Raw genomic sequence first — 24248 nt, 5'->3', positions numbered from 1 at the left:
TCCTCCACTTAAAAGAGACTATTAAAAATGTTTGGTTCGATACAGAATAGAATTTCATCCGTTAGCTCTGCATATTCGGAACGTTTTTTTCCATTTGCTGTATCTCGTGCAATTTCCTCAATGTGTCTGATTACTGTTTTGAAAAGATAATTCCCTTCTTCCAAATCTGATAGAATCGAATCAATGTTTGCTTCTTTTAATTCTGCTTTTAAATCCTTCATTTCTTTTACATTATTCACATTTGTTTTTTTCAATGTTTCAAAAATCCCAATTAATCTTGGTTTCGTACCAAACAATAATTTCGCTAGCAATGCCTTTTCATGTTCCACACTAAAGGTATTATAAATTTTCTCGACAGACTTAATGTAATGAACCACCCCGCGAATACTCATCGTTTGAATAATCGACGGAATTAAATAATAATCTGATAGAAGAAATGCGCCTTGGGTAATCACATTGTTACTTGGTGGACAGTCAAACAGAATATAATCATACTTACTTTCGAGCTTCATACTTTGGAAAAACTGTTGGAGCACAGCTAGGTCTTCAAAATCATCTCTTAATCTTAAAGCAATTTGATCGAGGCCACCATTTGTATAAAATAAATTAGATGGAATGAAGTGGATCTGTTCAGGGGTTTGTTTGATTAAACGAGTTGTATCAATGGTATATTTCAAATAAGGGTACTGTTTAAATTGTGCCCACATATCATAGACAAAGTTTAGACTCTCGTTGTTCTTAAGCTGTTCAAGGTTTCGATCAATTCTTGTAAGACAAATTTCACTCAGTGAGCATTGTGGATCTAAATCAATTAGGAGTACCTTCTTTTTCGCTTCTGCCAAGTGAAGCGCAATCTGATAAATACTAGTGGTCTTGCCCACTCCCCCTTTATAATTCCCAACAAAAATTTTTTTGCCTTCAACCACTCGCTGACCCCCTCAAAAGTATTCATTTTAATGTATTAAGGAAGTAGGAAAATATTCTTATTTTGATTTGTCATAATCTTTTCTTATGTTAATTTATAAAATATTTATAATTTTCTTATATCAATTATTACTATATGATAAAAGTAACAAACGCAATGGAGGAGAAAGAATGGATATTAAATCAGACGTTAAAAAACAATTTGGCCGCAGTGCTGCCTCTTATGTAACAAGTGAAGGTCACCGTAAAGGTGGAGATTTACAAACATTGATTGCATTAGCCGATGCCACAGGAACAGAGCTAGCACTCGATGTTGCTACAGGTGGCGGACATACTGCGAATGCCCTTGCTCCTCGTGTAAGAAAGGTTATTGCATTAGATTTAACACCAGAAATGTTAGCTGCTGCTGAAAATTTCATTAGAGGAAATGGCCATGACAACGTTGAATATGTTGAAGGTGATGCCGAAAAACTACCATTTTCAGATGAATCATTCAATATTGTTTCTTGCAGAATTGCTCCTCACCATTTCCCTAACATTACAAGCTTCGTGAGTGAAGTATCGCGTGTTTTAAAAACAGGTGGACAGTTCTTGTTAGATGATAATGTAGCTCCTGAAAACAAGGAATTTGATGAATTTTATAATACTGTTGAAAAAAAGAGAGACTATAGTCATTTTCGTGCTTGGAAAAAGACTGAATGGCTACAAATGCTAGAAAATGAAGGCTTTGAAATCCAAGAACTCTATCGTTTTGACAAGCCATTTGACTTTGAAAGTTGGTGTAACCGTATGAATCTTTCAGATAACGAAATGGCCGAACTGAATGAATACATGCGAAACTCTTCCGAAAAGGTCAAACAAAAGTTTCGTATTCAGATTGAGAATGATAAAATCATCTCCTTCCAAGGAGAAGCATTTGTTTTAAAAGCTACAAAACTTTAAGATCAAAGTGGGGGCAAGACCCCCACTTTCTTTCATTTAGGAGGATTCGTTTTGCTTAAAAACAAAGTTACTGAACTGCTAAAGATTGAACATCCAATTATCCAAGCTCCAATGGCTGGTGGTGTTACAACTTCAGAATTAGTTTCTGCTGTATCAAATGCAGGAGGCTTAGGTATGATAGGTGCCGGATACATGACGCCTTTGCAATTACAGGAACAGATTAGTGAAATCAAAAAGCTTACGCCCCATTCTTTTGGAGTTAATCTATTTGTTCCAACCAAATTTCATACTAAAGAAAATGAAGTGAAGTCAGCAAATCAATTACTTAATCCGATTCGTGAAAAATTAAACATACCTCCAAATGAACATGTTGAGATCCCTTCATTTACGGATACAATAAAGAAGTTTGATGAGCAAATTAACGTTATCATTGAGGAAAAGGTTTCTATTTGTTCCTTTACATTTGGTCTTCCTTCAAAAGAATTGATTTCCAAATTAAAACAACATCAGATGGTTTTAATGGGAACAGCAACATCTGTTAAAGAAGCCATAGAAATCGAAAAGTCAGGATTGGATCTAGTTGTTGTTCAAGGCAGTGAAGCTGGTGGGCATCGTGGAGGATTTATTCATAACGGGCACAAGGGCTTAATTGGCTTAATGTCACTTATACCACAAGTGGCTGATAACGTTAAGATTCCAGTCATAGCCGCTGGTGGAATCATGGATGGCAGAGGATTAAAGGCATCTATTTGCTTAGGTGCACAGGCTGTTCAAATGGGGACCGCATTTTTGACATGCATTGAGAGTGGGGCACATCCTATCCATAAAAAATCCATTCTGAATGCGTCTGATGACGAAACGGTCGTAACCCGTACATTTTCTGGTAAATGGGCACGAGGACTCATCAATCCCTTTATTGAAAACATGAAGGAACACGAAAAAAACCTCCCAGAGTTCCCTGTTCAAAATTCACTTACCCAGGATATCCGAAAGGCATCAAATTCGCAGAATAATAAAGACTTCATGTCCCTTTGGTCTGGACAAAGTCCAAGATTAGCTAAGAATCAAAGCGTTGCAAACTTAATAGAATCAATCATCTCCGAAGTAAAACACATCTAATGTTAATAGTGTTCTCAGGTTCAGACACTGGCTCGCTTGTTCGGTGGTGCCAAGACAGAAGTTGTATCCGCTTCAGACTCTGGCTTACTTGTAGGGCGATTCCTTGTCCGAAGTTTGCTTGACTTCGGACACTATCCCACTTGTTCGGTGGTCTCTTGTCCGAAGTTGACTTGACTTCGGACACAATCTCACTTGTTCAGCGGTTCCAAGTCCGAAGTCTGCTCGACTTCAGACACTATCTCACTTGTTCTACGAATCCAAGTCCGAAGTTTTTTCGACTTCGGACACTATCTCGCTTGTTCTACGAATCCAAGTCCGAAGTTTTTTCGACTTCGGACACTATCTCGCTTGTTCGGCGATTCCTTGTCCGAAGTTTGCTCGACTTTGTACACAATCTTGCTTGTTTGGCGGTCCCTTGTCCGAAGTCTGCTCGGATTCGGACACAATCTCACTTGTTCTACGAACCCAAGTCCGAAGTTGGCTCGACTTCGGACACTATCTCACTTGTTCTACGAATCCATGTCCGAAGTTTGCACGACTTCGGACACTATCTCACTTGTTCTACGAACCCAAGTCCGAAGTTGGCTCGGCTTCAGACACAATCTTGCCTGTTCGGCGATTCCTTGTCCGAAGTTTGCTCGACTTCGGACACTATCTCACTTGTTCTACGAATCCCTGTCCGAAGTTTGCTGGACTTCAGACACAATCTTGCCTGTTCGGCGATTCCTTGTCCGAAGTTGGCTCGACTTCAGACACAATCTTGCCTGTTCGGCGAATCCATGTCCGAAGTTTGCTCGACTTCGGACACTATCTCACTTGTTCTACGAATCCTTGTCCAAAGTTTTTTCGACTTCTGACACAATCTCACTTGTTCAGCGGTTCCAAGTCCGAAGTCTGCTCGACTTCGGACACGATCTTGCTTGTTCGGCGATTCCTTGTCCGAAGTTTGCTCGACTTCTGACACAATCTCGCTTGTTCGGTGGTCCCAAGTCCGAAGTTTGCTCGAATTCGGACACTATCCCACTTGTTCGGTGGTCCCTTGTCCGAAGTCTCCTCGACTTCGGACACTATCCCGCTTGTTCAGCGATTCTTTGTCCGAATTTAACTCCGCTTCAGACACTATCTCGCTTGTTCGGCGGTCCCTTGTCCGAAGTCTCCTCGGCTTCAGACACTATCCCCCTTGTTCGGCGGTGCCTTGTCAGAAGTTGACACAACTGCTTCAGACGCTGCAACTCTAATTAGTTCTTTAGGGCGTAACAATGATTCAATGGTCCACTGCCTTTTCCAAGGTCTAGTCCCGCTTCGATTGCTCCCGTAATATATTGTTTTGCTTCTTTTATACTCGTTTTAATATCATGGCCTTTTGCTAAATTACAAGCAATGGCTGATGAGAGTGTACAACCTGTGCCATGCGTGTTCGGGTTACTGATCCGTTCTCCAGGGAACCATGTGAACTCGCCATTATTATATAATAGGTCATCCGCAGTATCTTCAAGATGTCCACCTTTAATCAAAATGGCCCCTTTATAGGTTTCGGACAATTTTTGGGCAGCCACTTGCATGTCTTCCTTCGTGGTAATCTCCATCCCACCAAGCGCCTCAGCCTCATGAATATTGGGTGTAATAATAGTAGCAAGCGGAATTAATTGACTAATCAAGGCGTCCATTGCCGATTCACTCAAAAGTCTACTCCCACTAGTTGATATCATGACTGGATCCACTACTATATTTGAAGGCTTATATTCTTCTAGTTTTTCCACGATTTTATGGATGATTTCAGGAGATGACACCATGCCGATCTTTACACTATCAGGAAAAATATCAGTCATGATGCAATCCAGCTGTTGCCCGACAAATTCAGGAGTCGAATCGAGAACCCCGTATACGCCAGTTGTATTTTGAGCAGTAAGAGCTGTGATTGCACTCATTGCATACATATTATGGGCTGTAATTGTTTTAATATCTGCCTGAATTCCAGCTCCTCCACTACAATCAGATCCTGCAATCGTCAATACCTTTTTCATTATTTTCCACTCCCTACCATCGTTGCTGAAAGCTTATTTAACTCCTTTGTAGCGGCTGTGATATCGGACTGTGCAAAGATTGCCGATACAACCGCAACACCGTCTACCCCACTTCCAACTAACTCTAAAATATTTGTTTTATTAATCCCACCAATTGCAACGATGGGAATCGAAACACTCTTACAAATTTCTTGCACGGTTTCGAATGTCATTGGTTTCGCGTCTTTTTTTGTACCTGTTGGGAATACCGAACCAATACCAAGATAATCTGCACCAGCTTTCTCAGCAGCAATAGCTTGTTCTACATTTTGAGCCGACACGCCTAGAATTTTATCCGTGCCAATCATTTCACGTACTTTTTCAACCCGCATATCCTCTTGACCAACATGCACACCATCTGCATCACAAGCTAGCGCAATTTCAACATTATCGTTAATAACAAAAGGAATATCATAAAAAGCCGTTAACATTTTAAGTTCAATAGCTTCTTGTAAAAAATCATCATACCCAAGATTCTTTTCTCTTAGTTGAAGGAATGTAATACCACCTTTTAACGCAGCTTCGACTTGTTCCACTAAGGTTTGGCTGCCTGTCCAGGCACGGTCTGTTACTGCATATAGTTGCATAAATTTTTTATCGATTTTCAATGTTCATACCACCTTGCAGTTGCAAAAAATTTAGTTTACTCATCACATCAATCAAGTACATACGGAATGATGAAGTTCCTGCATCCATTTCTTCTATTTTTTGATGAGCTAATTCACCGCAATATCCCATTGCGCTCACAGCTGCGGCTGTACTCTTTAAAATTTCACTAGGATTCGCTCCACAATAAGCAGCTACAACAGAAGTAAGCATACAGCCTGTCCCTGTAATTTTCGACATCAACGGATGGCCATTTCTGATTGCAAATGCTTCGTTCGTGTTCGCAACGATATCTATAGCACCTGTGATTACAATGACTGCACCTGTTTGTTTACTTACCTGTTTAGCAAACTGAATCATTTCTTCGAGATTACCTTCATTGATGACGTCTTCTGCAGCTGCGTCCACACCTTTGGTATTTCCACTGCCTGCATGCACCGTTTTTATTTCTGATAGGTTCCCTCTGATAACAGCAAATCGTATCTCATCTAAAAGCTGATAAACAGTATTAGTTCTTAGGCTGGACGCCCCTGCTCCAACTGGATCCAAAACAACAGGATGTCCTAGTTTGTTTGCTGCCTTCCCTGCTAAAATCATAGATTCTATCGTTCTCTCATTTAATGTACCGATATTAATCACAAGCGCATTGCAAATACTTGTAATATCCACCACTTCTTTTGGATCGTCCGCCATAATTGGTGAACCTCCACAAGCAAGGACAATATTTGCAACATCATTAACCGTCACATAGTTTGTAATATTATGGACGAGCGGTGTTTTTTGTCTAACGTTTTTTAAGATTTGCTCAAACATGGTAATCCTCCATTCAAATAAAAAATGCGGTATACCTGAAACAGATATACCGCATGAATCGTCATACTTACACACATTCCCTACGTTGGCATTATCCAAATCAGGTAAAGGGTCAAAGCTACATTTTGCTTACTCTCAGCCCACAAGTGTGAGCTCCCCTGCACTATTCAATTTGATTCTATTATAGCATATGAATCTGTGCTGTCATTCTTTTTAAGTCCTATACATTTTTTCCAGAGGCTTAATGCATCAGATTGTCGTCTATGTTGTCTATGTATAGTGTCCCATCTTTTTGTACCTCTGCATAAAAGACCTCAGATGCATCCGTCACCCCAGCATTTTTTAATTGTTGGTTTAGCCAGTTTGTATCTAAATTTAATCTAGAAAGATTCATGTTATTAATTACACCGTCTGAGATGACCTCGGTCGAGGTTGGATATATATAGGGATTACTCTTAACACTGGCATCCTCTTTTGTGTAAGGCATTTTATGTTCGTATGGCATCACCGAAAGTTGGCCACTAGTTTCAAAGATGGCATACTGTACATCTTTAATAGAAAAGTACCCTTTTTGTCTTAATATTGAATTAAGGGTATCCATATCTAGTCGTGTTGAACGAAGTGAATTCTCCATAACCTTTCCTTCTTTTATCACAATGATCGGTTCCCCTGTTGTTACTTTCCTTGCTTTTTTCGACTTTATATCAATAAAAGCAATCGTTAATGTAAAAACAGTCCAGCCTATTAACGCTAGTACCCCATTTAATATACTTACATTTGAATTCATTGCAAAATTTGCGGCAATAGAGCCTATAGCAATGGCAGAAACAAAATTAAAAAATGTCATTTGACTGATTTCTTTTCTTCCCATTATTCTTGCAAGTACAAATAACACAACAAAAGCAATAGCGATCCTTAGTAAGAGCTGTGAAGCAGCCATCATAAAACTCCTTTTTAGTTTGTTGAGATTTATTTTATCCCTAATAAAGCGAATTAATTAATTCACCCAATTTTAAAAAAAGAATTGTTTTCTTCACAACAATAGTGTACGATACATAGTATAAATCAAATACTGTATGTCATATAGTAATAAAAATGAGGTGGGTAAATGAGTGATTTATTTAACTCATTAATAACTGAACTAAGAAGAGGAACGTTGACACTAGCGGTTTTGAGTCAATTACGAACCCCACAATATGGCTATTCCCTAGTCCAGTTATTAGAGGGGTCAGGTATCAACATTGAGCAAAGTACGTTATATCCACTGCTTCGTCGGCTGGAAAAACAGGAACTAGTGACAAGCAATTGGGACACAACGGAGAGTAGGCCCAGAAAGTACTATGTTTTGAGTGAATACGGTCTCGAAACCTTTTTACAATTAAAAAAGGAATGGATTCAAAATTCGAGAGAGCTATATAAATTATTAGAGGGAGAGGAAGATTATGAATCTGATTGAAATTTACATTCAGGAAGTCACGCGACTACTTCCTGAAAAAGTGAGAGATGACATTGCTCTTGAACTGCAGTCGACAATCGAGGACATGTTGCCCGATGATTACAATGAAAAAGATGTAAAAATCGCGTTAGAAAAATTAGGGAGCCCGGCAAAATTGGCCAGTGGTTATCTTGATCGGCCCATGTACCTTATTGGACCACGTTATTTTGATGTGTATGTTACTTTATTAAAAATGATTATACCGATTGCGGCTGTTATCTCACTCATCGCAATCATCCCTGAGTATTTTCTTGGGCAACAAGGTGAGGAAACCATCATTAATATGGTATTGGAAATTGTCGGTTTCGGCATATGGAGAATTATTGAAGTATCAATACAAACATTCTTTTGGCTGACAATTGTGTTTGCCATTATCGAAAGAACGGATAAATCAAAAGATGACCAACCATTAACAGCCAGTCTAAAAAAATGGACTCCAGATGATTTAAAAAGTATAACCTATATCCCAAAGAAAAAAGCGATCTCAAAGTTTGAAGTTTTTGGAGGTTTACTATGGACTGCCATTTGGGCAACTCTATATTTTAAAGCAAATCAGCTTTTAGGTATCTACGAAGGCGGGAAAGATGGACTTGAATTTGTAATTCCAGCCTTAAATCAAGACGTTTTGTTACAGTTCTGGCCAATCGTTCTTATTGTGATTGTTACAGAAATTTCACTTGCTTTATATAAATTAATTAAGGGACAATGGACGAAAGGCTTGGCCTTCTCTAATGCTGCTGTCGAACTAATCGGAGCCATTGTATTCATCGTGATATTCATACATCCGAATATCATGAACCAGGCCTTTATCACCTATATGTCCGAAGACCTTTTCACCATGAACCCAGATCACTTTAACTCTAGGTTTATTATTGGTGTAATTACTATTCTCTTAGTATCTGCGGCAATTAGTATATATGATGGTTTTCGAAAGGATCGTATCCGATAACAGACTTTTACCAACTCCCGTGGGATTAGTTGTCCTAATCTTTTTCTCGAATGCATATAGATGAGTAATAGATATGGAACAAAGGAGTTTGGTAACTTTGAATAAATTGTTGACCGCCATCGGGATTCTATCCATTATATTTGTGACCGGTGTAATTGAATCAGATGATGTCTATGAATACAAAAATGCAATTTCTGTATCTGGTATGTCTTCGGACGAAGAAGTAACAGCAAATCCGGAAGAGGATACTTCAGAAGAGGAACTGATTCTAGAATTGGAGATGCAGTATGTTGACACTGAGATTGTCAACGGTAATAAGGTTGACATCTACCGTGAATATGAAATTTATCGTAATGAAGCGAATGAAGTAATCAAAAGAGTTCCCACTGACAATTATGAGTATTTAGAGTACTGGGGATAAAGATAAGGAGTTAAGTCCTGTGTATAAGACTTAACTCCTTTTTTCTTAACAACTTTCTACAAATCTTGTAAAAATACGTTTCGCAATCTCATCACCATTGACCGCCAAGCCTTCAGGATGCCATTGCACGCCTAACACAAAAGAATGTCCCTTGCTTTCGATTGCCTCGATGATTCCATCTGATGCAACCCCTGAAACCTCAAGTGGATATGGTACATGGCGAACTGCCTGGTGATGATACGTATTCACCTTAAATTCAGAAGACCCAACAATAGATTCTAGCAAACTCCCTTCCTTTGCTTTCACAAAGTGGGCAAGATGATATCTTGTTGCCTTCTGTGAGTGCTGAAGTAGCCCGGTTTCATGTTGATCATAAATATCCTGATACATATCCCCACCAAGTGCAATATTCAAAATCTGGATACCGCGACAAATTGCAAGGATTGGCTTATTTGCATCTAATATCTCCTGAATGATGGCTGGCTCAAAATCATCTCTTCCTGGCGAAATCGTCCCGAGCTTTGGATGTGGCTCCTCTCCAAATAAGGTTGGGTCAATATCCCCTCCCCCTGTCAGTAGAAGCCCATCTATCTTACTGGCAATCTGTGAAACATCTTCATCAATGCCAATTGGCAAAATAACCGGAATTCCTCCTGCTCCAATTACAGCTTGAATATAATCATTCGACAGCGTATGTTTATAATCCAACTCAACATGCGAGGTAACACCAATAATCGGCTTATTCATATTTATTCCCCCTCATTATGAAATGATCTCACTCATCAGTTCTGCCAATGAATACAGTGTATTTCCATTTCTGCCTATTGTCGTTTTCGCAGTTAGTAATGATTGTAATATCGCTTCCTCTGTAGCGTCTGCTGTTGCTAAAAAGGCTTGATCCAAGTCATCTTCATGAATGACTTTTATAGTTTGGAGTTCCCCTTTATTTTCATGACTGATTGTGTTTGCGGTTGAGAAACCGATGAAAACATCCCCACTCCCATTTCCAATAAAAGAACCTGTTCTACTAAGTCCCACTGATGCACGTTTGATGATTCGCTTTAATTGACGTGAAGTCACCGGCAAATCAGTTGCAATGATGATCATGATGGAGCCTTTGTCACCCTTCTCACTTTTTGACGAGATCTTCTCTTTGATGATTGGACCCACATGGATTCCGTTTAGGCGAAACTGATCAATCTCCCCAAAATTCGATAGCACCAGGACGCCCAGGGTGTAGTTTCCATGAGGATATGTAAGGATTCGTGACGAGGAACCGATCCCCCCTTTTAGCCCAAAGCATTTCATTCCCGCACCTGCTCCTATACTGCCTTCTTCGAAATTGGTTGTTGCTGTTTCTAACGCTTCCAGGACATTCGTTTCTTTAATTGACTGTTTTCGGATATTATTTAATAACATATCATTGCACTCGCCGATGACAGGATTTATTGTCCCGGTTGTATCACCGATTTCTTTGTTCTGCTCAAGCATATAACTGATAAGGTGATTGGCTGCTACCCCCACACTTAGCGTGTTTGTTAGCAGAATAGGTGTTTCAATTGTGCCCAGTTCATCGATTTGAAGAGTCCCCATCGTCTTTCCGAACCCATTCATAGCATATGAAGCAGCAACCACTTTATTGTTAAAAATATTTGTGTCGTGCGGGATGATGGCTGTCACCCCTGTCTGGATATCCCCGTCGGATATGGTGGAGTGGCCGACTCTCACGCCTTTTACATCTGTGATTTTATTTAAAGTTCCTGTTGGTAAGTTACCGATATTTATCCCGTAATCTTTTAGTCTTATTTGCATTTTTGTGTAACCCTTTCCGATTGATATTTGTTATTAGTATAGGATAGATGGGCGGGTTGAGTATAGGTGGGTAGGGATATTTTTGTTTTATTAGGAACAGAGTGTTATGTTCGCGGTGTTGCTGGTTCGGTGTATCCTAATTTTATCTAGGTGCGGGTGTCTTTCGCGGCTTTGCTGGTTCGCTGTTCCCTAATTTTATCCAAATGTGGGCGTCTTTCGCGACTTTGCTGGTTCGCTGTTCCCTAATATTATCCAGACGCGGGCGTCTTTCGCGGATTTGCTGGTTCGCTGTTCCCTAATTTTATCCAGATGCGGGCGTCTTTCGCGGATTTGCCGGTTCGCTGTTCCCTAATTTTATCCAAATGCAGGCGTCTTTCGCGGCTTTGCTGGTTCGCTGTTCCCTAATTTTATCCAGATGCGGGCGTGTTTTGCGATTTTGTTGGTTCGCATTCTCCTAATTTTATCCAATAAGTGACCTCTTTTAAGTGTGTAGTAGGCTACCTAGCCACAAATTTGGCCTTTTCATTACTCTTCTACTCTTCAAATCTAACAATCCGGTACGTATCCCACTCTTGCGTTACCTTTCCTTACTCCAAGTCAAAAAATCGGACACGCATCCCCTCTACAATCCAATTAGTTGAAATGTTCTGTAGAATTCTATTAAAATGAAACTATCGTTTAGACAATTTAGGAGGGGAAAAACATGAAAGCGTTTGTACATTACAAAGTTCCTGGAATGGACGGAACATCCTATTCCGATATTGATGAGATTGAACCAAAACAAGGTGAAGTGAAGGTTAAGCTAAAAAGCGCTGGACTCAATCACCGTGATTTATTTGTTTTACATAGACATAAAGAAACAGATCCCCCATTAGTAATTGGGTCGGATGGCGCTGGGATTGTTGAAGCGGTTGGCCCTGGTGTTGAAGATGTTAAGATTGGGGATGAAGTAATCCTCAATCCTTCCTTAGGCTGGAAAGAAAATAGCGATGCTCCACCTGAAGGTCATGAGATTCTTGGATTACCCGATCACGGAACCTTTGCCGAAAAAATCACAATCTCTGCGGATAATGTTGGTCCAAAGCCAGCACATTTATCATGGGATGAAGCTGGAGTCTTATCTCTTGCAGCCATGACTGCCTATCGCGCATTATTCACTCGTGCAAATGTAAAGCCAACTGATACTATCTTATTACCTGGAATCGGAAGTGGTGCCGTAACGTTCCTTTTACTATTTGCGAAAGCAATCGGGGCTCGTGTTATCGTTACTTCTCGCTCTGAAGCGAAGCTAAAACAAGCTCTTGAATTAGGCGCTGATGTAGCGATTGATAGCAATGGTAACTGGAATGAGGCGTTAAATGGAGAAAAAGCAGATATCGTAGTTGAAACAGTTGGAGCAGCGACATTCCATAAATCACTTGGACAGCTTCGAAAGGGTGGAAAAATGGTAACATTCGGTGCGTCTGCTGGTGATTCTGTGGACTTCAATCTTCGTGAATTCTTTTATGGTCAATATACATTACTTGGCTCCACCATGGCGAGTACAGAAGAGTTTAATGAAATGTTGCAATTTGTCAATGAACATAAAATTAAACCTGTAATTGATAAAGTATACCCTCTGGAAGAAACTAAAAAAGCAATGCAGCGTATTGACGAAGCTGAACAATTCGGAAAAATCGTGATAAAAATCGAAGACTAAAACGTAAAGCTCAAGTCACCCTCACCAACAAAAAGACAAGAAAAGTGCTTTTTACCTTCAGAAGCTATTGACTTGTAACCCAAAGACGATGGCTAGTGAAGCTAGATAACTAGAACTGCACCTATAATAAAGGTGCAGTTTTTTTATCCAAAATAACTAGCTAACTTTTTCTTCATCTGCTCCTTGTTCTCAGCAAATTGTCTATGGCGGTGACCATTTCCACCTGAGGTATGTGGAAATCCATAAAGAACGTTATCTGAGGATACATACCCATTTTCTGCTAGGTAGTTGAACACTGCTGTCACATTAACCCCTAAAGGAATGATGAGTGGATTTTGAATACGCACTAACTCTTCTGTAAAACTATCCATAATATGCTTCTTTAACAATTCCGTATTTAACATCTTTGGAGTTGAGCCACTGTAATTTTTCCCCTTATAGAATACTGGATACCTAATAACAGAAGCTGTTTGAACAAGATGACTGGCAGACGTAAAAAGCTCACTGGTAGATTCAATTCCCAGGTATGAGTGTAACCCAAGTTCATCGAGCATCCCAATCAGATTTTTCCTCATCGGACCTTCAAAACTTGAATTCTTTTTCACCTCGTGTAAGAGTTGCTCATCAGATAGACCTTTATTTTTCGGATCAAGGATTGTTGAAAATGATTTTTTCATTTGATGTAGTCCTGGTGTAATTCCGACTATCATAACTTTTGCAGACTCATTTACGTATTCAAATGGGGCATAATAAATTTCGAGGTGCTTTTTTTCATCCACTTCCAATAAAAATGTCTTGCTCTTAATGCCTTCTTCCTTATAGTCCCTGGGCAAGGATAAAATTTTTTGTTTGTATGTTTCGAACTTCGAACCAGCCACGATTGCCACATGAATTCCTCCCTTAAGCTGTAAAAGGTATACCGGGTTGGTATACCTTTACGCTACTACGTCTCGTTCATTTTTAAATTTTTCGTATTGTTTTTCGTCCATTATTGTTTTTAACATCTGAACAACTTTCCAAACGTCCTCATAGGAATTATAAAGGGGCACTGGTGCAAGTCGGATGATATTTGGAGCTCGAAAGTCTGGAATCACTCCATTTTCTTTTAGCGCCTTACAAATTCGTGCTGCTTCCTTATGCTCGAGACTTACGTGACCTCCCCTAATAGAATTATCACGGGGTGAGCCAATCGTGAAACCCATACATGTTAGTTCAGAAGCGATTAGTTCAATTAAAAAATTAGTCAATCCAAGAGATTTACTCCGAATATTTTCAATCCTTGCCTCAGCAAACATTTCAAGTGAACCTAGTAAAGGTGCCAAACTTAATACATGAGGAGTCCCAATTTGAAAGGTCCCCGCATTGCCCGCTGGCGTAAACGTATGTTCCATATCAAATTGCTTTTCTTTATTCGATCCAAACCATCCCGCTAAACCCGGTAATATACCAAAGTGCTTACGATTCACATACAATCCTGCAACCGCTCCAGGCCCACCGTTAAGATGCTTATAATTGCACCAAAAGGCAAAGTCTACATCCCATTCAGAAAAGGAGTGTGGAATCGCACCGATTGAATGACAGCCATCAAACCCGATTAAAATTCCGCGCTTATGCGCTTCATAAGTGAGACGTTGCATATCTATGATTTGACCACTTCGATACAATATGCTGGGCAAAACCACCAGAGCCACCTCATCGGTCATAGCCGAAATGATGTCTTCTTCAGCAATATATCTTCCATCATGACTTTTTACCCTGATAAGATGCTCATCTGGGTTAAGTCCATGAATTTGCAACTGGCTTTGTAGGGCATAAATATCAGATGGGAAATTTAATTCATCTGCAACAATCTTTGTACGTTTCCCTTTTGGCTTATAAAAGGTGGCAACTAATTGATGGAGATTCACCGTCGTTGAACCCGTTACCATCACTTCCTCAGGTGATGCTCCAACAAGCGGAGCAAGTAATTCGCTTGCCTGTTCAGACATATAAAACCAAGGTTTCCTCCCTTGTGTCCATCCATCAATCCCATATTCTTTCCAATCCTCTAATGAACTAAGTAATGTACGTTCTGCCCGCTTTGATAACAGTCCAAGTGAATTACCATCCAAATAGATGGTATCCGGTTTTATATAAAATTCATCACGGAACGGAGCTAACGGATCCTCTCTATCAAGTTTTCTTGCATACTCTAAAGAATTCAAAACAGATTCCCCCTTAAAAGAAATCATACATATATGCAGGACGATTCGGAATCATTTTTTCAAATGCTTCTATTTCAATTTCTGATCCTGCAATCATACCAACTGCAAAAAGTTCGTTCGGACGTTGATGACCGAAGAGGGCCGTGGACAATGCATTAATCGAAAGTTTAATCGCTCCATCTGTGTCGTCGGTAATACGAACCTTGCCATCTTTAATAAGGAATGTTTTTTCATTCCAAGGTGCAAATGGGTCTGTAATTTGAAGCTTAATCATCTCGTTTCCTGCAAATTTGTATTCTTGTAGAAATGACTCTACATCAACAATTCGCACCATAAAATATGGACTCACTTCACGTTTCACGGTCTTTTGTCTCTTTAATGCGAAAAACAATGGTTCTTGTTCATATGAAATCATTTCGAGCTCAGAAATCATTGAATCGTGTTGACATATAAAATTCCATAAGCCTTGTCTGGCCTCGACATTAACAGGGACAAATTCCTCAACCGTCATCTTACTGTCCTTAACTTCATAAAGGACATAACCATTTGGCTTATTTGCTGGATCGTAATAAACCGCAATATTAAGATCATCAACCACGCTTTTCCACCAATCATCCTCCCGAACAAGCATCCCCGAGAATGTAGTTGCATACTGCGCATAGATCTGTTTAAGCTCTTCCAGATTGGCGTTTTCAAATTGATAACGCTTGATTGTACCATTTGCAGGTTCAAACATAGTCAAATCAGCTTGCTTATGAAGCGTTTTAAGGCGATTGCTAAATAGTTCCCAGCCATATTTTCGGTAAAAAGATACATCAAATGGATGCAACATCGAAACGGTAAATCCCTGTGTCCTCATCGTTTCAAGCGCATACGTAAGCAATTCCTTCACATACCCACGTCTTCGGTATTCCGGATACGTCGCAACACCTGCTATTCCACCCATTTTAAACGATTGATCCCCCACATATGTGGAGAGTGGTATGAGATGAAACTTTGCAGCTAACTTATTATTTTCATAGATTCCATAAATTTGATGGTTTTTAAGTTTTTTAGGAACCTCATCAAGCTGTTGTTCTGAAAGCTTATATGTAAATGCATATTCTGATAAACGCACAGAATCTAAAAATTGTTCCTCAGTAAGTCTTTCGATTGTCATAGCCTACCAACTCCTGTTTAGAAAAGAATTAATCTATTTTGATCAATACTCATATTTACTCGCAGCTAACTTCGTCTAGACTAAAGATATTTTTCGCTTCAAATACAACAGTTTCCCCTTTGTCCATACACGCTTCTAAAATCTGTGTGTTCATTTTGTGGTTATCTCTAATTTCTAGTATTCTTACAACACCAAACGTTACAATCACAAGACTCCCAATGATTGCAATGAGGAGATTTCGTTTACTTTTACTCATTACTTCACCCCTTCTTTAGGGTAACATAGTTCCCACATTTTTCAATTTACAAAATAAAATTTCGCAATTTTTGTAAAATTATTTTTGTGGATTTTACAGTTCATCGGGTGTAAGATAGTAACATTAACAATGGGGAGATGGTAGAAAATGAGGAAACGATTCGCTCTAGCCATCATCATGTTTGTTGCGATCATGTCTTTTTCAGCTACAATCGCACATTCCCATGCGTTTAAATCACCCGACATTCAAGAAAACACAGTAACTATTAGCAGTGTTTCAATCGACAATTTTTCTTCCAATGATGATGGTAAACCAAAAATTTCTTGGGTGCTTTTTTCAATCACATCGGGTTTTATCGTCCTGCGAGGTGTTTTTAAAAACATCGAAGTCAACAAAACCTACCGAAAATTTATCTGGATAACACCCATTTTTTATCAATCTAATTATGTGGTAAAAGCTCTTTGATTTTTTTACATCATTATAAAAATCAAGGAGGAGAAAAATTATGTGGTTTAGATTCATTATGATCGGATTATGTTCGTTAACGGTGACTAGCCTGTTCATCTTTCAAGGTATCGAGATTACACAAGCCTTTAAAGATTTCTTTACAAATAAATAAATAAGATAAAAAAACGAATGTAGAAGTAAGCTCTACATTCGTTTTTTATTTAGGTTATTTCTGAGCCATTCTTACCGTTGTACGATACAGTAGCTCAGTACCTAGTGAGATATCTTCAAAGGTTGAAAATTCCTTAGGATTATGACTAATTCCATCTTTACAACGGACAAATATCATTCCATATTCACATTCATATGACATGGCTAATGAGTCGTGAAAAGGACCGCTCATTAATTCCATTGGTTCCAATCCTATGCTTTGCATTTCATTGCGCATAATATCTTTGATTCTTTCTGCACAATAACGAGGTTCGCTATTAGTATCTTCTGTAATTTTACTTCGTAGCCCGTGTTCCTCGGTAATTTCCTTAATCTTTTCATGTAATTGTGCCTCAAGCTTGTGACGTCTATTTAAATCAATATCTCTTAAGTCCACCGTAAAACTTACTTTTTCAGGAATGATGTTACGTGAATCCGGGAAAACCCGTAAACTTCCCACTGTACCAACGGTTGGCGCCCCAGGCTCCTGGCTTGCTATCTCGTTGAGTGCTATGATGATTTTTGCAGCACCTACAAGGGCATCTTTCCTCATTGGCATTGGAACGGAACCTGCATGCCCAGCAAAGCCTTCTAATTCAACTGTTAACCATAATGGACCCGAAATACCTGACACAATTCCAACTGGTTTATTCATATTTTCTAGAACAGGTCCTTGTTCAATATGCATCTCAAGGAATGAGCCAATGCTTCCTTTTGGATACTCTGACTCTTTAAATTTTGAAGGATCGCAACCAAATTCAATGAGAGCCTCTCTTCTTGTAACGCCATCTTTATCCTGACGATCTAACTCATCTTCTTCGAGTTTCCCTAGGATTCCCCTTACACCAAATAATCCTTTATTAAAGCGGCAACCTTCTTCATCTGAAAAAGCAACTACCTCAATTGGGCGATTTGGAACTACGTGATTTTCTTTCATTGTTTGAATGACTTCAAGTGCGCCTAATACACCAATTGTTCCATCAAATCTTCCTCCATAAGGCTGGGAATCAATATGCGATCCTAGCATTAATATCGGGGCATCCTGATTTTTCCCTTCCATTCTTCCAATTAGATTTCCAAAGTGGTCAATTCTAGCAGTTAACCCCACTTCCTCCATCCAGCCTTTAACCGTTTCTACCGCTTGCCGGTCTTCCTTAGATAAGGTTAGTCGACACACTCCCGTTTCACCGATTTTCCCTATTTTTGATAACTCTGTAATTCTCTGTTCAAGTCGTTCCTTATTAATGGTTAATGTTTGGATATTCATAGAATCAGCCTCCTATTTAAATAGTGGTTACAAACGGTAGATTATGAGTTCTTGCAACCCCTTCGTAAACGACTTTTCCACCAATCACATTTAGTCCTTTATGCAAGGCTCTATTTTCCGCAAAGGCACGTTCATAGCCCTTATTTGCAACCTGTAGAATATATGGGACTGTTACATTCGTAAGTGCAATCGTAGATGTTCTAGGAACAGCACCAGGCATGTTACCTACTGCATAATGAACGACTCCATGTTTCGTATATGTAGGATTTGCATGTGTGGTAACATGGGTAGCCGTCTCAAATATACCCCCTTGGTCAATTGCAACATCGACAATCACTGACCCTTCCTCCATTAAACGAACCATTTCCTCTGTCACCAATTTCGGAGCTTTAGCGCCTGGAATAAGAACAGCACCAATCACGAGATCAGATTCTGCAACCGCTTGGCCAATCGTAAATGGATTCGACATCAAGGTTGTGATGGAATTTCCAAAAATATCATCTAACTCTCGCAATCTTGTAGCACTGACATCTAATATCGAAACTTGCGCACCAAGGCCCACTGCAATTTTTGCAGCATTCATTCCGACTACACCACCGCCAATAACGGTGACTTTTCCACGACTAACACCTGGTACACCACCTAGTAGAACACCTTTCCCACCTTTTGTTTTTTCAAGAAAAGAGGCTCCAATTTGTGTCGCCATTCTACCTGCTACTTCACTCATTGGGGTGAGTAAAGGAAGGCTTCTATCCTCTAACTGCACTGTTTCATATGCAATCGCAACAACATTCTTTTGGATTAAAGCCTCTGTAAGCTCTCGATCTGCGGCTAGATGCAAATAAGTGAATAATAGTAATCCATCATAAAAATATTGAAATTCCTCTTGGATTGGTTCTTTTACTTTAATCACCATATCGCAAGCCCATGCATCTGCAGCAGTTGGAACTATTCTTGCTCCAGCATCAATATAAAGTTCATCAAAAAAGCCTGAGTTCAGGCCCGGACCAGTTTCAACAAAAACCTCATGATTATGTTGAACCAACTGCATGACACCTGCAGGAGTTAAGGCCACACGATTTTCATTATTTTTAATTTCCTTTGGTACTCCAATTCTCATCTCCATCCACCTTTCTTTTTTCTTGGGAAAAACACCCGCAATCTATTTCATTATGAAAATAGATTACGAGTGTTGGTACTTACCTTTTTACAATTCTTTTAATTCTTCGGTTACTGTTCTAAGAACAAATTCGAGGTCCTCATTGGATATCGAAAGAGGTGGCGCAAGAGTTAACACATTATTGTACCCCGCTACTGTCGCTCCATTTTTACCAATAATTAGTCCCTTTTGTAGACATCCGGCAATCACTTTGTTGACCTGACTTACTTCAAGCGGTTCTTTTGTTTGTTTGTCTTTGACAAGTTCAAGCCCAATCAATAAGCCTTTTCCTCGAATATCGCCTATATGAGGATGATCAACTAAAGCTGCTATCAGGCCATCCTTTAATTTGTCCCCGAGTTCCTTTGAACGGTCAAATAGTTTCTCATTTTCCATAATTTCTAGATTCTTAAGTGCCAATGCACAAGCCGCAGGATTTCCACCAAATGTATTAACATGCCGGAAATAATCATATTCTTCGGACCCTTTAAATGCCTCGTAAATTTCTTTCTTGACGGCTGTTGCAGATAATGGGAGATACGCACTGGTAATCCCCTTTGCCATTGTAATGATATCTGGTTTAACACCATAATTCATAAATCCAAATGGTTTACCTGTTCGCCCGAATCCACAAATAACCTCATCAACAATTAGTAGTGAACCATGCTTTTCACACACTTCCTTTACACCAGCCATGTAATTATCAGGTGGAACAATGACTCCACCACCAGTAATGATTGGTTCCATAATCACACCTGCTATAGTTTCACTAAGCTCCCATGTCATCACACGGTCTATCTCCTGTACAGACTTTAAATCCGATACTTCTGCATCCACCTTCTCATCAGATCGGTATAGGTCTGGTGGCGATACATGAATGAAGCCTGGTGCGAGTGGTTCATATTTATATTTACGCTGCGCTTGGCCAGTTGCGGCTAGAGATCCCATGGAATTACCATGGTAAGCACGATATCGAGAAATAAATTTGTAACGAGAGTGTTCTCCTTTTTGCTGATGGTATTGTCTAGCCAATTTAAAGGCTGTCTCATTTGCTTCCGACCCACTATTAGAGAAGAAAATAACATACTCGTCTCCTAACATTTCATTAAGCTTTTCTGCAAGTTGGATTGCTGGTTCATGGCTTTGTGTTAATGGATAATAGGCCATTTGCTTTAGCTGTTCATATGCAGCATGTGCTAACTCTTCTCTTCCATATCCCACATTTACACACCAAAGCCCTGACATTCCATCAAGATACCGTTTCCCATTATGGTCTGTCACCCATGACCCTTCTGCTTTCGTAATGACTAGCGTAGAATTTGGATTATATGGTTTCATGCCATGCCATACATAATCCTTATCCTTTGTTAAAAGGTCTTCCCCTTGCGTAACCTTCGTCATACCGCTTCCCTCCTCATCCAAATTAGTAATCAAATCGGGATGTAATCATCTTTTTGCGCGTATAGAAATTTACTCCATCTTTACCATTCACATGGAGGTCGCCATAGAATGAATCTTTCCAACCAGAAAATGGGAAAAAGGCCATTGTAGCTGGTACACCCACATTAATGCCAAGCATACCCGCTTCTGCTTCTTCTCTGAATTGTCTTGCTGCCCTAGCATCCTTTGTATAGATGGTCGCGCCGTTCCCAAATCGGGACTTTTGAATATATTCAAGACCTTCGTCTAAATCCTTGGCACGTAATAGGCTTAAAACGGGTGCAAAGATTTCTTCTTTAGCAATCGTCATTTCTGGGGTTACATGGTCAAAAATGGTTGGACCCAAAAAATTTCCTTCTGGCATTTCATCCATTTCTTTTCTGCCGTCTCTAATAAGTTGCGCACCTTCTTCAAGCCCTTTTTCTACATAACCAAGTACTTTATTTAGATGTGACTCGCGGATAACAGGTGTTAAGAGCACCTCATCATCCATTCCATTTCCAATCGTGAGACGATCTGCAGCATCCTTTAACGCAGATACAAACTTTTCTCCATCTCCTACAACGACAACGGCACTACAAGCCATACATCGTTGCCCTGCACTACCAAATGTTGAGCTTATGATATTGGCTACTGCTTTTTCCATATCTGCATCTGGCATAACAATATGATGGTTTTTTGCACCTGATAAAGCTTGAACGCGTTTCCCTTGTTGCGCTGCACGTTCATATACATATTTCGCAACTGGCTGTGAGCCTACAAATGAAATTGCACTGACATTTGGATGATCTAACAAACCATTTACAACATCATGTGCCCCATGAACAACATTTAAAATGCCGTTTGGTGCACCCGCTTCTGTAAATAATCTAGCAAGCTCATTAGCTAGCATTGGCGTCCGCTCTGATGGCTTTAAAATAAACGTATTTCCACAAGCAATTGCCAATGGGAACATCCACATTGGGACCATCATCGGGAAATTAAATGGAGTAATTCCTCCTACTACTCCTAATGGATATCGGAACATTTCAGAGTCTATATCCTCTGCAATGTTTGATAATGTCTCACCCATCATTAAAGTAGGTGCACCTGCTGCAAATTCAACACATTCAATCCCTCGTAGAACTTCACCATGTGCCTCTTTATATGCTTTACCGTTTTCTTGGACAACAAGTCTTGCTAGTTTTTCATGATTCTCCATTAATAAATAGTGATATTTGTATAAGATCCTTGCCCTTTTGGGAACAGGAGTATTTTTCCATGTTTTAAATGCTTCTCTAGCCGCTTTTACAGCTAAATCTACATCTTCCTTTGAAGAAAGCGGCACACGTACTAATGTTTCTTTTGTTGCTGGATTGGGTACCTCAAGTGATTGAGTTCCAAGGGCGTCCACCCATTCCCCATTTATATAATTTTTCAGAACAACTGTTTCATTTTTGACTACTGACATTTTTTGTACAGCCTCCTTTTTCGTATTTCAATATTCGTTAATCCTTAACCTATATGTAAATTATCCCTCATAATGAAAATGCTTTCATTAGACATTCTGTAAAATAACTGCTTGTTATTTTTCCACATTATGAATACTCTTTGCACGAAAAAACCCACTAACTCTAGTGGGCTATAAAACTTGCTTTTTCTCTTTTAGTTGATTTGATGAAATTAAAAACTCATATGATAAAATCATAAATTCAATCGCGAGCCGTTTTTCGTGATTCATAAAGTCTGAGCCTAGTAGCTTTTCTAGTTTTTGAATGCGGTGATATAATGTTTGCCTTACTACAAATAAACGCTTTGCCGTTTCTTGTTTCGAGCCGTTACATGATAAATAGGTTTTAAGTGTATCCATTAGTTTTCCATTATATTTTTTATCATATTCGATTACCGGCTCCAAATACTCTAATACAACCTCCTGCAAATCGATATGTCTGTTAAGTAACGAAATAAGCCTAAAAATATGTAAGTCATCATAAAAATAGCTTTGGGCTGGTACCGACATACGGTTTTGAATTCGAATTGTTTCTATCGCAGTTTGATAGCTTTTATGTAGATCTGTGAGCTCTTCTATAAATTTTCCAACGCCAAGTATCGGTTTGACTTTGTCATTACCTAGTTGTGACTCAGAGTCCATTAATCTTTGGATTCCATCTTGGACTCTCGCTTTCCACGTCACATGATTTCGTTCATTGAGAAGGATAAAAACAATTGTGTTTCTTTTATCTGCTACGTAAAGGGAAAAACCCTGTTGTTCAAAAACGGCACGGGTAAACATTTTGAAATAAGTTAAATCACTTGTGGAATAATCTTCAATGGAATCTATTTTACAAATACATACAACCGCTCCTTTTGGTTTACTAGTTGAAGTAAGAGCTAGATAGTCTTTTATCGATTCTTCGTTTTGTTCACCTTCCAACCAATCATTGATCCATTCTGTTTCTTCTACTTTATGTTTTTCCTCTACATAAAGATTACGAAGAAAAAGCTGTGCAAGGGCAGTTGCAGTTCGATCCAGAATGAGTTGATCAAATTCGGTTAGCTCTCTTTCCTCCGAAATGATTGCAAGTTCTGCATAGCTTTCACCTAGCAAATGGATCGGAATTTTGGCTATATAAGTCGAATCTTCAGTCTGGGATTGCAGGTTTTCTAGTAGTTTCTTTCGTTTTTGCTCGGTAGCTTCTGGAATAAATTGAGTTTCCCTGTTCGTAAAGAGGATAATTACTTGGACTTGGAGATAACTTCTAATAAATTTAAGAATTTCAACATAATGATCGATGGTTAATAATCGTTTATTTAATGCCTGTGAGTAACTTTCAAGATTGGAAATCATTTGATATTGGCTGTTAATAAGTAGCCCATGAATATCTTGCGTGATTTCAACAAAAGGTACTTCCTTTAAAAAAAGGATTATTGGAAATTGGGACTTGTTTGCGAGTTCAATGATTTCTGGTGGGATCGATGAGGTGTATATTCCTAATTCAATACAAATACCTGCTGCCTGCGAATCAATTAATTGCTCAATGACGGAGATAAATTTCTCCTTATTATCCCTCCAAGCAACACCGGTTGAAAGAATTAATTCATTTCCATTTAAGAGATTCTTAATATTAACAATTTCAACAACGTGGACCCATTTTACTTGTCGCCCGAGTCCCTCTTTACCTGCGATAACTTTAACACTTTCAAAGTTCTTTCGACTTAAAATATCATCAACTGTAATATATGATTTCAATCTACAGCTCTCCTAAATTGAATTTTCAGATTAG

23 protein-coding genes and 1 riboswitch are annotated in these 24248 nt (G+C 39.2%); of the genes, 7 read left to right on the top strand and 16 right to left on the bottom strand.

What is annotated here, in order from left to right; all coding sequences use genetic code 11:
* Positions 1-8 precede the first annotated feature (8 nt).
* Positions 9-926, bottom strand: coding sequence for a ParA family protein (locus ACR65M_RS00970; protein ID WP_341332168.1), 918 nt, complete (start codon positions 924-926; stop codon positions 9-11).
* Between the two features lie 169 nt (positions 927-1095).
* On the opposite strand from ACR65M_RS00970, the gene ACR65M_RS00965 reads away from it, so the two are divergent.
* Positions 1096-1866 carry a class I SAM-dependent methyltransferase gene (locus tag ACR65M_RS00965; RefSeq protein WP_440272309.1) on the top strand — a complete coding sequence of 257 codons (771 nt, stop codon included), beginning with the start codon at positions 1096-1098 and terminating at the stop codon, positions 1864-1866.
* A 51-nt stretch (positions 1867-1917) separates the two neighbouring features.
* Entirely contained in the window at positions 1918-2985 is a 1068-nt protein-coding gene (locus tag ACR65M_RS00960; protein ID WP_341332170.1) for an NAD(P)H-dependent flavin oxidoreductase, read from the top strand.
* Between the two features lie 1238 nt (positions 2986-4223).
* On the opposite strand, the gene thiD is transcribed toward ACR65M_RS00960, so the two are convergent.
* The 4 genes from thiD to ACR65M_RS00940 all read right to left on the bottom strand — a co-directional run bounded on the left by thiD (position 4224) and on the right by ACR65M_RS00940 (position 7407).
* Entirely contained in the window at positions 4224-5009 is a 786-nt protein-coding gene (thiD, locus tag ACR65M_RS00955) for a bifunctional hydroxymethylpyrimidine kinase/phosphomethylpyrimidine kinase (protein WP_440272308.1), read from the bottom strand.
* Complete coding sequence (gene thiE / locus ACR65M_RS00950) at positions 5009-5656, bottom strand: thiamine phosphate synthase (protein ID WP_341332172.1); 648 nt, start codon at positions 5654-5656, stop codon at positions 5009-5011. The genes thiD and thiE overlap by 1 nt, the downstream gene beginning before the upstream one ends.
* Entirely contained in the window at positions 5643-6467 is an 825-nt protein-coding gene (thiM, locus tag ACR65M_RS00945; RefSeq protein ID WP_440272307.1) for a hydroxyethylthiazole kinase, read from the bottom strand. Before thiM ends, thiE begins: the two co-directional genes overlap by 14 nt.
* A gap of 60 nt (positions 6468-6527) precedes the next feature.
* A riboswitch (TPP riboswitch) is annotated at positions 6528-6637 on the bottom strand.
* A 71-nt stretch (positions 6638-6708) separates the two neighbouring features.
* Positions 6709-7407, bottom strand: coding sequence for a YetF domain-containing protein (locus ACR65M_RS00940; RefSeq protein ID WP_440272306.1), 699 nt, complete (start codon positions 7405-7407; stop codon positions 6709-6711).
* A gap of 168 nt (positions 7408-7575) precedes the next feature.
* Here ACR65M_RS00940 and ACR65M_RS00935 point away from each other — a divergent pair, with 168 nt between their 5' ends.
* The 3 genes from ACR65M_RS00935 (at position 7576) to ACR65M_RS00925 (ending at position 9332) form a co-directional block, all read left to right on the top strand.
* Entirely contained in the window at positions 7576-7923 is a 348-nt protein-coding gene (locus tag ACR65M_RS00935; RefSeq protein ID WP_440272305.1) for a PadR family transcriptional regulator, read from the top strand.
* A complete protein-coding gene (locus ACR65M_RS00930) occupies positions 7910-8911 on the top strand; it encodes an HAAS signaling domain-containing protein (RefSeq protein WP_440272304.1) in 1002 nt (333 codons plus the stop codon). The genes ACR65M_RS00935 and ACR65M_RS00930 overlap by 14 nt, the downstream gene beginning before the upstream one ends.
* A gap of 97 nt (positions 8912-9008) precedes the next feature.
* Complete coding sequence (locus ACR65M_RS00925; RefSeq protein ID WP_121445213.1) at positions 9009-9332, top strand: hypothetical protein; 324 nt, start codon at positions 9009-9011, stop codon at positions 9330-9332.
* Between the two features lie 45 nt (positions 9333-9377).
* Here ACR65M_RS00925 and ACR65M_RS00920 read toward each other — a convergent pair whose 3' ends face one another.
* Together ACR65M_RS00920 and ACR65M_RS00915 are read right to left on the bottom strand one after the other, a co-directional pair.
* Positions 9378-10079 (bottom strand): gamma-glutamyl-gamma-aminobutyrate hydrolase family protein, encoded by a 702-nt coding sequence (locus ACR65M_RS00920; RefSeq protein WP_440272303.1) that lies wholly within the window; start codon positions 10077-10079, stop codon positions 9378-9380.
* Positions 10080-10094: 15 nt separating this feature from the next.
* Complete coding sequence (locus ACR65M_RS00915) at positions 10095-11144, bottom strand: DmpA family aminopeptidase (protein ID WP_341332177.1); 1050 nt, start codon at positions 11142-11144, stop codon at positions 10095-10097.
* A 703-nt stretch (positions 11145-11847) separates the two neighbouring features.
* Between ACR65M_RS00915 and ACR65M_RS00910 the strand changes: the two genes are divergently transcribed.
* Positions 11848-12843, top strand: a complete 996-nt coding sequence (locus ACR65M_RS00910) for a zinc-binding dehydrogenase (protein WP_121445216.1) — start codon at positions 11848-11850, stop codon at positions 12841-12843.
* Positions 12844-12986: 143 nt separating this feature from the next.
* Here the strand turns inward: ACR65M_RS00910 and ACR65M_RS00905 are convergent, their stop codons facing one another.
* From ACR65M_RS00905 to ACR65M_RS00890, 4 genes are read right to left on the bottom strand one after another with little or no spacing between them, the layout of a single operon-like run.
* On the bottom strand, positions 12987-13730 hold the full coding sequence (locus tag ACR65M_RS00905) for a hypothetical protein (protein ID WP_440272302.1): 744 nt from the start codon (positions 13728-13730) through the stop codon (positions 12987-12989).
* A 48-nt stretch (positions 13731-13778) separates the two neighbouring features.
* Positions 13779-15074, bottom strand: coding sequence for a kynureninase (gene kynU, locus ACR65M_RS00900; protein WP_341332180.1), 1296 nt, complete (start codon positions 15072-15074; stop codon positions 13779-13781).
* Positions 15061-16206, bottom strand: coding sequence for a GNAT family N-acetyltransferase (locus ACR65M_RS00895; RefSeq protein WP_341332181.1), 1146 nt, complete (start codon positions 16204-16206; stop codon positions 15061-15063). Before ACR65M_RS00895 ends, kynU begins: the two co-directional genes overlap by 14 nt.
* Positions 16207-16261: 55 nt before the next feature.
* Positions 16262-16462 carry a hypothetical protein gene (locus ACR65M_RS00890; RefSeq protein WP_341332182.1) on the bottom strand — a complete coding sequence of 67 codons (201 nt, stop codon included), beginning with the start codon at positions 16460-16462 and terminating at the stop codon, positions 16262-16264.
* Between the two features lie 147 nt (positions 16463-16609).
* Here ACR65M_RS00890 and ACR65M_RS00885 point away from each other — a divergent pair, with 147 nt between their 5' ends.
* Positions 16610-16927 carry a hypothetical protein gene (locus ACR65M_RS00885; protein ID WP_341332183.1) on the top strand — a complete coding sequence of 106 codons (318 nt, stop codon included), beginning with the start codon at positions 16610-16612 and terminating at the stop codon, positions 16925-16927.
* A gap of 208 nt (positions 16928-17135) precedes the next feature.
* On the opposite strand, the gene ACR65M_RS00880 is transcribed toward ACR65M_RS00885, so the two are convergent.
* From ACR65M_RS00880 to ACR65M_RS00860, 5 genes are all read right to left on the bottom strand, one after another.
* Positions 17136-18386, bottom strand: coding sequence for a M20 family metallo-hydrolase (locus tag ACR65M_RS00880; RefSeq protein WP_341332184.1), 1251 nt, complete (start codon positions 18384-18386; stop codon positions 17136-17138).
* A 16-nt stretch (positions 18387-18402) separates the two neighbouring features.
* On the bottom strand, positions 18403-19506 hold the full coding sequence (gene ald, locus ACR65M_RS00875) for an alanine dehydrogenase (RefSeq protein ID WP_440272301.1): 1104 nt from the start codon (positions 19504-19506) through the stop codon (positions 18403-18405).
* An 87-nt stretch (positions 19507-19593) separates the two neighbouring features.
* The gene (locus ACR65M_RS00870) at positions 19594-20946 is read right to left on the bottom strand and encodes an aspartate aminotransferase family protein (RefSeq protein WP_341332186.1); all 1353 of its coding nucleotides are present in this window, start codon (positions 20944-20946) and stop codon (positions 19594-19596) included.
* Between the two features lie 22 nt (positions 20947-20968).
* The gene (locus ACR65M_RS00865) at positions 20969-22435 is read right to left on the bottom strand and encodes a CoA-acylating methylmalonate-semialdehyde dehydrogenase (RefSeq protein WP_341332187.1); all 1467 of its coding nucleotides are present in this window, start codon (positions 22433-22435) and stop codon (positions 20969-20971) included.
* A 171-nt stretch (positions 22436-22606) separates the two neighbouring features.
* Positions 22607-24214, bottom strand: coding sequence for a PucR family transcriptional regulator (locus ACR65M_RS00860; RefSeq protein ID WP_341332188.1), 1608 nt, complete (start codon positions 24212-24214; stop codon positions 22607-22609).
* Positions 24215-24248 lie beyond the last annotated feature (34 nt).

It is taken from the genome of Ferdinandcohnia sp. SAFN-114, assembly GCF_059415045.1.
This window is presented reverse-complemented; position numbering and strand designations above follow the sequence as displayed.

What these genes read in the sequence shown, in the direction of transcription:
- ACR65M_RS00965 (WP_440272309.1), top strand. Translation starts at nt 1,096, where the DNA reads ATGGATATTAAATCAGACGTTAAAAAACAATTTGGCCGCAGTGCTGCC.
- thiD (WP_440272308.1), bottom strand. Translation starts at nt 5,009, where the DNA reads ATGAAAAAGGTATTGACGATTGCAGGATCTGATTGTAGTGGAGGAGCT.
- thiM (WP_440272307.1), bottom strand. Translation starts at nt 6,467, where the DNA reads ATGTTTGAGCAAATCTTAAAAAACGTTAGACAAAAAACACCGCTCGTC.
- ACR65M_RS00940 (WP_440272306.1), bottom strand. Translation starts at nt 7,407, where the DNA reads ATGGCTGCTTCACAGCTCTTACTAAGGATCGCTATTGCTTTTGTTGTG.
- ACR65M_RS00935 (WP_440272305.1), top strand. Translation starts at nt 7,576, where the DNA reads ATGAGTGATTTATTTAACTCATTAATAACTGAACTAAGAAGAGGAACG.
- ACR65M_RS00930 (WP_440272304.1), top strand. Translation starts at nt 7,910, where the DNA reads ATGAATCTGATTGAAATTTACATTCAGGAAGTCACGCGACTACTTCCT.
- ACR65M_RS00920 (WP_440272303.1), bottom strand. Translation starts at nt 10,079, where the DNA reads ATGAATAAGCCGATTATTGGTGTTACCTCGCATGTTGAGTTGGATTAT.
- ACR65M_RS00915 (WP_341332177.1), bottom strand. Translation starts at nt 11,144, where the DNA reads ATGCAAATAAGACTAAAAGATTACGGGATAAATATCGGTAACTTACCA.
- ACR65M_RS00910 (WP_121445216.1), top strand. Translation starts at nt 11,848, where the DNA reads ATGAAAGCGTTTGTACATTACAAAGTTCCTGGAATGGACGGAACATCC.
- kynU (WP_341332180.1), bottom strand. Translation starts at nt 15,074, where the DNA reads ATGATTTCTTTTAAGGGGGAATCTGTTTTGAATTCTTTAGAGTATGCA.
- ACR65M_RS00895 (WP_341332181.1), bottom strand. Translation starts at nt 16,206, where the DNA reads ATGACAATCGAAAGACTTACTGAGGAACAATTTTTAGATTCTGTGCGT.
- ACR65M_RS00890 (WP_341332182.1), bottom strand. Translation starts at nt 16,462, where the DNA reads ATGAGTAAAAGTAAACGAAATCTCCTCATTGCAATCATTGGGAGTCTT.
- ACR65M_RS00885 (WP_341332183.1), top strand. Translation starts at nt 16,610, where the DNA reads ATGAGGAAACGATTCGCTCTAGCCATCATCATGTTTGTTGCGATCATG.
- ACR65M_RS00880 (WP_341332184.1), bottom strand. Translation starts at nt 18,386, where the DNA reads ATGAATATCCAAACATTAACCATTAATAAGGAACGACTTGAACAGAGA.
- ald (WP_440272301.1), bottom strand. Translation starts at nt 19,506, where the DNA reads ATGAGAATTGGAGTACCAAAGGAAATTAAAAATAATGAAAATCGTGTG.
- ACR65M_RS00870 (WP_341332186.1), bottom strand. Translation starts at nt 20,946, where the DNA reads ATGACGAAGGTTACGCAAGGGGAAGACCTTTTAACAAAGGATAAGGAT.
- ACR65M_RS00865 (WP_341332187.1), bottom strand. Translation starts at nt 22,435, where the DNA reads ATGTCAGTAGTCAAAAATGAAACAGTTGTTCTGAAAAATTATATAAAT.